This is a genomic window from Actinoplanes italicus (genome assembly GCF_003001815.1).
GTDB classification, from domain to species: Bacteria; Actinomycetota; Actinomycetes; order Mycobacteriales; family Micromonosporaceae; genus Actinoplanes; species Actinoplanes italicus.
On sequence record NZ_PVMZ01000034.1, the window covers coordinates 76,460 to 83,352 of the forward strand.

At 67.7% G+C, this 6,893-nt stretch carries 10 protein-coding genes, 1 tRNA gene and 1 pseudogene; 5 read left to right on the forward strand and 7 right to left on the reverse strand.

From position 1 onward, the window contains the following. Positions 1-10 precede the first annotated feature (10 nt). Positions 11-193 (reverse strand): winged helix-turn-helix transcriptional regulator, encoded by a 183-nt coding sequence (locus CLV67_RS53015; RefSeq protein ID WP_203737613.1) that lies wholly within the window; start codon positions 191-193, stop codon positions 11-13. A gap of 152 nt (positions 194-345) precedes the next feature. On the opposite strand from CLV67_RS53015, the pseudogene CLV67_RS46805 reads away from it, so the two are divergent. After that, a pseudogene (locus CLV67_RS46805) lies at positions 346-746 on the forward strand (YybH family protein). A gap of 13 nt (positions 747-759) precedes the next feature. On the opposite strand, the gene CLV67_RS46810 reads toward CLV67_RS46805, so the two are convergent. Genes CLV67_RS46810 through CLV67_RS46820 form a run of 3 tightly spaced genes read right to left on the reverse strand, consistent with a single transcriptional unit; the run spans position 760 to position 2,280 of the window. Next, positions 760-1,398, reverse strand: coding sequence for a DUF4241 domain-containing protein (locus CLV67_RS46810; RefSeq protein WP_106330447.1), 639 nt, complete (start codon positions 1,396-1,398; stop codon positions 760-762). A 28-nt stretch (positions 1,399-1,426) separates the two neighbouring features. Beyond that, positions 1,427-1,894 carry a GNAT family N-acetyltransferase gene (locus CLV67_RS46815; protein ID WP_106330448.1) on the reverse strand — a complete coding sequence of 156 codons (468 nt, stop codon included), beginning with the start codon at positions 1,892-1,894 and terminating at the stop codon, positions 1,427-1,429. Next, positions 1,891-2,280: a VOC family protein gene (locus tag CLV67_RS46820; protein WP_106330449.1), complete on the reverse strand. Its 390-nt coding sequence runs from the start codon at positions 2,278-2,280 to the stop codon at positions 1,891-1,893. The genes CLV67_RS46815 and CLV67_RS46820 overlap by 4 nt, the downstream gene beginning before the upstream one ends. Before the next feature lie 122 nt (positions 2,281-2,402). Here CLV67_RS46820 and CLV67_RS46825 point away from each other — a divergent pair, with 122 nt between their 5' ends. Continuing rightward, entirely contained in the window at positions 2,403-2,957 is a 555-nt protein-coding gene (locus tag CLV67_RS46825; protein ID WP_106330450.1) for a dihydrofolate reductase family protein, read from the forward strand. Positions 2,958-3,144: 187 nt separating this feature from the next. Here the strand turns inward: CLV67_RS46825 and CLV67_RS46830 are convergent, their stop codons facing one another. Further along, a complete protein-coding gene (locus CLV67_RS46830) occupies positions 3,145-3,495 on the reverse strand; it encodes a RidA family protein (protein WP_428839500.1) in 351 nt (116 codons plus the stop codon). 113 nt (positions 3,496-3,608) lie between these two features. On the opposite strand from CLV67_RS46830, the gene CLV67_RS46835 reads away from it, so the two are divergent. After that, positions 3,609-4,214, forward strand: coding sequence for a TetR/AcrR family transcriptional regulator (locus CLV67_RS46835; RefSeq protein ID WP_203737612.1), 606 nt, complete (start codon positions 3,609-3,611; stop codon positions 4,212-4,214). A 61-nt stretch (positions 4,215-4,275) separates the two neighbouring features. Here CLV67_RS46835 and CLV67_RS46840 read toward each other — a convergent pair whose 3' ends face one another. Next, on the reverse strand, positions 4,276-5,211 hold the full coding sequence (locus CLV67_RS46840) for an NAD(P)-dependent alcohol dehydrogenase (RefSeq protein WP_170154265.1): 936 nt from the start codon (positions 5,209-5,211) through the stop codon (positions 4,276-4,278). Between the two features lie 136 nt (positions 5,212-5,347). Here CLV67_RS46840 and CLV67_RS46845 point away from each other — a divergent pair, with 136 nt between their 5' ends. Both CLV67_RS46845 and CLV67_RS46850 read left to right on the forward strand, forming a co-directional pair. After that, positions 5,348-6,004, forward strand: a complete 657-nt coding sequence (locus CLV67_RS46845) for a TetR/AcrR family transcriptional regulator (protein WP_106330454.1) — start codon at positions 5,348-5,350, stop codon at positions 6,002-6,004. Between the two features lie 69 nt (positions 6,005-6,073). Beyond that, positions 6,074-6,158: transfer RNA gene (locus tag CLV67_RS46850), tRNA-Leu, on the forward strand. Between the two features lie 2 nt (positions 6,159-6,160). Here CLV67_RS46850 and CLV67_RS46855 read toward each other — a convergent pair. Further along, positions 6,161-6,893, reverse strand: a 733-nt coding sequence (locus tag CLV67_RS46855; RefSeq protein WP_211304173.1) for a recombinase zinc ribbon domain-containing protein, incomplete at its 5' end; no start/stop codon positions are given.

Below are 6,893 nucleotides of genomic sequence, written 5' to 3' on the forward strand. Positions count from 1 at the left end.
ACACTTCCGGTCACACACCGCCGTCGGCCTGTAGCCGCTGACCTGCCCGGTACAGCTCGATCAGCAACGGGCGTAGCCGTACTCCCAGAGGGGTCGGGTCATAGGAGACCCGATTGGGGAAACCTTCGGTGACCCGCCGCTCGACCAGGCCCGGGCCCACTGCCTCCCGCGCGCCCGCTGGTACCTCGCCCATCGCCAGCCCTTCCCGCACAGCCGGCCCTTCACCCGCCGCCCGCCGGCCTCTCTCCGCACCGCCAGCCCTTCACCGCCGCCCGCCAGCCCCTCGCCCGCCGGCGCCTCGCTCACCGTTTGGTCAGCCACGGCTGCGTCGGATTGGCTCTCGTCATGAGCGAGCGAGGCGGTTTCCACCATCACACTCTGTCGCGGGACACCGGCCCGGCCACCCATCCGGCGGTGTTCGCCGAGGCGTTCAACAGCGGCGATCCGGCCGCGGTCGAGCGGTGTCACGAGAGTGGCGCGTTTCTGATGCCACGGCCCGGCGTTCCGGTCACCGGCCGTGATCGGTCGGCGGCCAACGAGACGTTGCTGGCCCTGGGCCTGCCGATCAAAGTCCGGCCGAGGCATGTCTACACGGCCGACGACATCGCGCTGCTGATCGTCGACTGGACGATCGAGGGCACCGGCCCGGACGGCGAACCGGTGCACATCGAGAGGACCGCGACCGACGTGGCGCGGACAGAACCTGGCGCTACGTGATCGACAATCCGTTCGGGACGGCCGGCTGATCCGCGTACAGAATCAGTCAGGGATGATGAGGAAATCGGTGACGAACCCGCACACCGAGCCGTCGGCGGCGTAGCCGACGAAGGTCGGATAGACCCCGTCGCCCCAGCCGGAACTGACGATGATCACGTTGGCCCCGGTGACATCGTCGGTGATCGCCTCGACCGGCGCCGGGCCGGGCGGGATCTGTGCCGGGATGAACGCGTCCTCGAGGTCGTCGTAGTCCCAGGCGGCGACCGCGGCGATCGCGCTGACGTCGGCGATGGCTCCGACACCGGCGTCGACCGGGTAGCCGAAGTAGCCGACGTCGGCATCCAGCACACCCACGTCCTGGCCGGGGTTGAGAGCCATCTCCCAACGCACCGCTGGCTGATCATTAACGGCCAACTGCAATGCGGCCGTACGTTGCTGCGGCGCACTCCCGTCCTGGCTGATCAGCGCCACCCACGCGGTGAGCGGATAGACGCCCGGCGCAATGGTGACGGTGAACGGCTCGGCCCCGTCGGAGTAGGTCAACGGATCACAGGCGGTGATCTCGCCGGTCGGGACGGTGACGCTCCCGACCGGAAGCCGCTCGATCACGTACTGGATGCCGTCGGCCTCGAACCGCGCACCCTCGGTCAGCATGGCGGTCAGATCAGGCGAATACGGCACACAACCTCCAGCCCTCAGCGACAGGAGATCATGGTGCCATGCCGGGAGCCAGCCGTCGCCGGAGGATGTAGTTCAGTCCGAACTCGGTCTCGCTGGTACGCACGTCGACATAGCCGAGCCGGTGGTAGAAATCGTGCGCGGTGATGCTGGCACCGGTCTCCATGTGATCGAACCCGTCGGAGGCCGCCAGCGCTTCGATGTGCCGCATCAGCCGTCGGCCGATTCCCTGACCGTGATGCCCGGGATGCACGAACATCGTGAACACCTTGTTGCCCTCCCGCGAAACCGTTCCGATAACCTCCCCGTCACTTTCCGCTACGAAAATCTGCCGCTGCGCGGCGAGGCGCAGAAACCGATCGGGTACGAAGTACGCGCACATCCGCTCGATGGTCTCCGTCGGATAGTCCCGGCTGTTGACGGTGCGCAGACACACCGCGACGAGCTCGGCGACCCCCTCGGCGTCGGAACCGGCGAACGCGCGGATCCGAGCCGTCACCGCCCGAGCTCGGCCTCGCTGCGCAGAATGCAGAACTCGTTGCCCTCCGGGTCGGCCAGCACCACCCACCCGGTGCCGTCCGCATTGCGCAGGTCGGAGACCTCGCTGGCGCCGAGCGAGAGTAGACGCGCCAGCTCGGTGTCGCGGGTGCCGTCAGCGGGCCGCAGGTCGAAGTGGATCCGGTTCTTGACCTGCTGCTTGGGGTCGGGAACCTCGATGAACAGGATGTGGTGCCGTCCGTCCTGCGACGAGATCAGGCACTCCTCGTGCCCCGGCTCGTTGGGGTCCTCCGGGTCCTCGGTGTAGTCGAGGACGGCTTGCCACCAGCGGGACAGGGTAAAGGCGTCGGAAGCATCCACGGTCGTGTGCGAGATATAGGCGGTCACCTCCAGATCATTCCAGTTGCCGGCCGCCCCAGGATGCCGGGCGGCACGATCGCGTTTATCGTCAGACTTTGACCCGTTACAGGTCTTTACTTCTGTTTGTCGATGTCGATAGAGGTGATGTCATGAGCACTGTTCTGGCCCAGCAGTGGATCTCCGTGGACGGCTTCCTGGCCGGCACCAAGGGAGAAGCCGACGTGTTCGCCGCGGTCGGTGACTTCTCGGCGTCGGAGGCCCACAACACGGCCCTGCTGAAGGACATCGACGAGGTGCTGCTGGGCAGGCGCTCCTACGAGACGTTCGCCGCCTTCTGGCCCGCCGCCGACGACGAGCCGATGGCCCACCAGGTGAACGCCCTGCCCAAGACGGTCTGCTCCACCACCCTGTCCAGCGCGTCCTGGGGCGCTCACGCCGCACCGCGCGTTGTCCCCGACGCGGTGGCCCACATCCGCTCCCAGCGACCCACCGACACCAGAACCATCCTGTGGGGCAGCGTGTCAGTGATGCGAACCCTGCTGGCCGCAGGCGAGATCGACGAGCTGGAACTCTTCGTAGCCCCCATAGCCCTGGGCTCCGGCACCCCTCTCCTGGCCGCCGGCGGCGCCCCACTGTCCCTACGCCTCCAGGACTCCGAAACCTGGCCCGGTGGCGTACTCCGCCTCCGCTACACCGTCGCCTGACCCACCTCCAAGTCCTCTGCGGTGTCGCCTCAGGTAGCTCCGGCCACGAGGCGACACCGCCGCCTTCAACCGCGCCGACCTTCCAACGCCGCCCACTCCCCGCGGCCCGCCTTGCAGAAGCGGCCCGCCTTGCAGAAACGGCCCTCACCCGCCATCGGCCACCCGCCATCGGCCCGAGCGCGGCGAGTCAGTTCAGTACCGCGATGGCCTCCACCTCGACGAGCAGATCGGGCTCGCCCAGCGCCGAGACCCCGAGCAGGGTGATCGGCTTGACCGGATCGATACCGAGCTTCGCGGCGGCCCGGCCGACGCCCTCCCCCAGCAACGGCATCTTGTCTGGCGACCAGTCGACGACGTAGACGGTCAGCTTCGCCACGTCATCGAACGACCCTCCGGCAGACGTCAGGGCCGTCGCGATGTTGAGATACGCCTGCTCGACCTGGGCTGCCAGGTCGCCGGCACCGACGGGATTACCGTCGGCATCCCGTGCCACCTGCCCGGCCAGGAACACCAGCCGTGATCCGGTGGCGATCGACATCTGCCGGTAGACATCGGGTTTCGGCAGCCCGTCCGGGTTGATCAGTTCTACGGCCACGGCTTCTCCTCCAAGCATCGGAGCCATAACATAGCACTGTTATGTATTGTGGCAGGGTGGTCAGAACGAAGGACCCCGCCGTCCGCACCCTCCTCATCGAACGAGCCGCCCACATGCTCCGCACCCGGGAGCCGATCACCCTCCGGACGCTGGTCGCCGGCACGGGCGTGTCCACGATGGCCGTGTACACGTACTTCGGTGGCATGGAGGGCCTGTGGCAAGCGATGCGACAGGAGGGCTTCACCCGCTTGGCCGAAGCTCTCGATCAGGTCGCAACGACCGCAGACCCGGTCCGGGATCTGGCCGCACTCGGTGCCGCCTACCTGACGAACGCACTGGCGAGCCCCGACCTGTACCGCGTCATGTTCGACGCCGCCTTCGCGCTCGAGAACCCTGCCGCCGCCGACGAGACGTTGCACTGCCTCGTCCGCACGGCAGAACGCGCCAAGGAGATGGGCCGATTCCGTTCCGACATCGACCCCCTGTCGCTTGCCACCCAGACCTGGGTCATCGGCCATGGCCTGGTGTCGCTGGTGGCCACCGGCCCCCTCCCCCGCGAAGCTCTCGATCACGGCATCGCGATCCTCACCGCGCTGTTCGTCAGCTGCGGCGACGCCCCCGAGACCGCGCACCGCTCAGTCACCGAAGGCTGGCGGCTCTGACTGACTGCCACCCGGCATCGGCCGTCCACTCGTCAGACCGTCAATCCGACGACCCCGATTCTCAGACCGCCGATCCGACCACCTCGATGACGATCTTGCCGGCGACAGGCCCTCGATCGATCCGGTCCAGAGCCGCCGCCGCTTCACTGAACGAGTAGATGTCGTCGATCAACGGCCGAATCCTGCCGGTGGCAACCATCCCGGCGAGCCGGCTCAGATCGGCCGCATCAGGCCGCCCGGTCACGGCGCGAACCTGCCGCCGTCCGGTGATCATGGCTCCGAGCATGCGCCGGACCGGTCCCAGCCAGCGCCCACCCGTACCGGCGGAGAGCAGCAACACCCCACCCGGCGCGAGGGCACCGCGGAGGGCCTTGATCGAGTAGTTTCCGGCCAGGTCGAGGATGACGTCGAACTTGCCCCACAGCACGCTGATCTCGGCATCGCTGGTCCGCTCGTAGTCGATGACCCTCTCAGCACCGAGGGAGCGCATCATCGCCACGTTGCGACCGGCGCAGACCGCGGTCACAGCGGCGCCCTCAGCAGCGGCCAGTTGCACGGCGAACGACCCGACCCCGCCGGAGGCCCCGGTGACGAGAACTCGCTGACCACGCTGAACGCCTCGCAGGCCCTGCAAGGCGGTGGTCCCCGCGAGTGGCAGTGCCGCCGCCTCTATGAAGGTCAGTCCCACCGGCTTGCGCGCCACGAGCCGTGCGGGCACCACCGCAAGCTCCCCGACCGCACCGACGGATTCGGCCAGCACCTCGTCGCCCACGGCGAAGTCCTCGACATCGTCCGCGACGGCCTCCACCCGGCCGGCGAACGCCCGCCCGACGACGAACCCGGACCGAGGTCTTCGCACTCCTCCGGCCAGGGCCCGGATGGCGAACGGCTCCCCCCGAAGCATCAGCCGATCCGCGGCGTTGAGCCCCGCTGCATGCACCCGCACGAGCAGGCCTCCCGCGCTCAGCACGGGTTGCCGCACGTCCTCGAACGCCACCCTGCAAGGTGATCCGTATCCAGTCTGAATCAACGCCTTCATGGCCCCCACCTTTCTGCTTACGTCGTAAGCTTACTTCGTAAACAAGAGTGCGGTAAGGTCGGGCGGTCCGCAACCCCATCGGAGAGCCGAATAGATGCCAAGTTCACGAGCGCCGCTCAGCACGCGGCGAGTCCTTCAGGCTGCCCTGACGCTGGCCGACTCGGGTGGCGCCGACTCGCTGACAATGCGGCATCTCGGCCGCGAGCTGGGCGTTGAGGCTATGTCCCTCTACCGGCACGTGGCGAACAAGGACGCCGTCCTGGACGGCATCGTCGACATGGTCGTCGACGAGATCGACCTACCCCACGAAGACCTCGACTGGAAGTCCGCGATGCGCCACCGAGGCGAGGCCGCATACCGGGTGATGACCCGCCACCCATGGGCCCCACAGTTGCTGATGTCACGCACCAACACCGGCCCCGCAATGCTGCGCTACATCGATTTCACCCTGGGCGTCCTACGCGGCGCCGGTTTCTCATGGAAGCTGGCCGACTACGCCTGGAACACCATGGACAGCTTCGTGTACGGCTACACGCTGCGCCGCCTGACGTTCCCGATCCCCGCCGCCGACTACGCGCAGACAGCTGCAGCCCACCAGCACCTGCTGGCCGGCGGCGAACACCCACACATGGCCGAACTGACCCGCCAGGTGGCCGAGGGCAACCACCCGGGCGACCCCGACATAACCTTCGGCCTGAACCTGATCCTCGACGGTCTCGAGCGTCTCCGAGACACCGAGCCCGCCGCGTAACCTCCCAGCCCTCCGCGGCACCCCCGCCGTAAACGCCCGCGATCAGGGTTTGTTAGCTTATGCAGGCAGGTCCGGGTGGCGGAATGGCAGACGCGCTAGCTTGAGGTGCTAGTGCCCTTTATCGGGCGTGGGGGTTCAAGTCCCCCCTCGGACACGTTAAACCCCATATCGATCAATGCGCTCGCCGCAAGATCGAATGGGGTTTCCTGCTACCTGCCCTTTCTTGAAGTCCCGGCCATTCGGCGACGGCGATCGCTTCACCGATCCAGGCCCCATCGACACCCTCGGCGCTGCAGCGGATGCCTCTTCCTTTCCTACCGGCGACTCGGTCGGCACCGAATTCTCACTGGGGATTCCGCCCGACTGCTCGGCCTCGTTGAAGGAATGCTTCGCCGGCTCGCCAACGGTGTCCTCGATCTCCAGAGTGCCGTGACCGCAGAGGACCACCGCGTCCCGCGCCTTCAGATACGCCGCCACGTCGCCGGCATCCGCCAGACCGGACAGCGCCGGGTTCGCCGCAATCAGGTCCTGCACGAGGCGTGCTTCGGACCGGTACACCCAGCGCGGCGCATCTTCGGCAGCCGGTTGGGCGCTGGTGTGCCCATGGCGGCAGCGGTAGCCCGCCCGGCCGTTCACCCAGTGCCCGGACATCCGCCGGCCGCACACCTCGCAGATCAGCAGCCCGGTCAGCACGTACCGGCGCTGCTGCCCGTCCTCTGGTGTCGAACGGGCGGTGATCTCCTGGACCGCGGTGAAGTCCTCGTCACTGACCAGCGCCGGATGGGTTCGCTCGCGGTGAACCACCCAGTCCGCACGGGAATTCCAGATCCGAACCGGACCCGCGCTGGTGCGGCGATCCCCCGGCACCGCCTCACGGTGATCGGTGAAC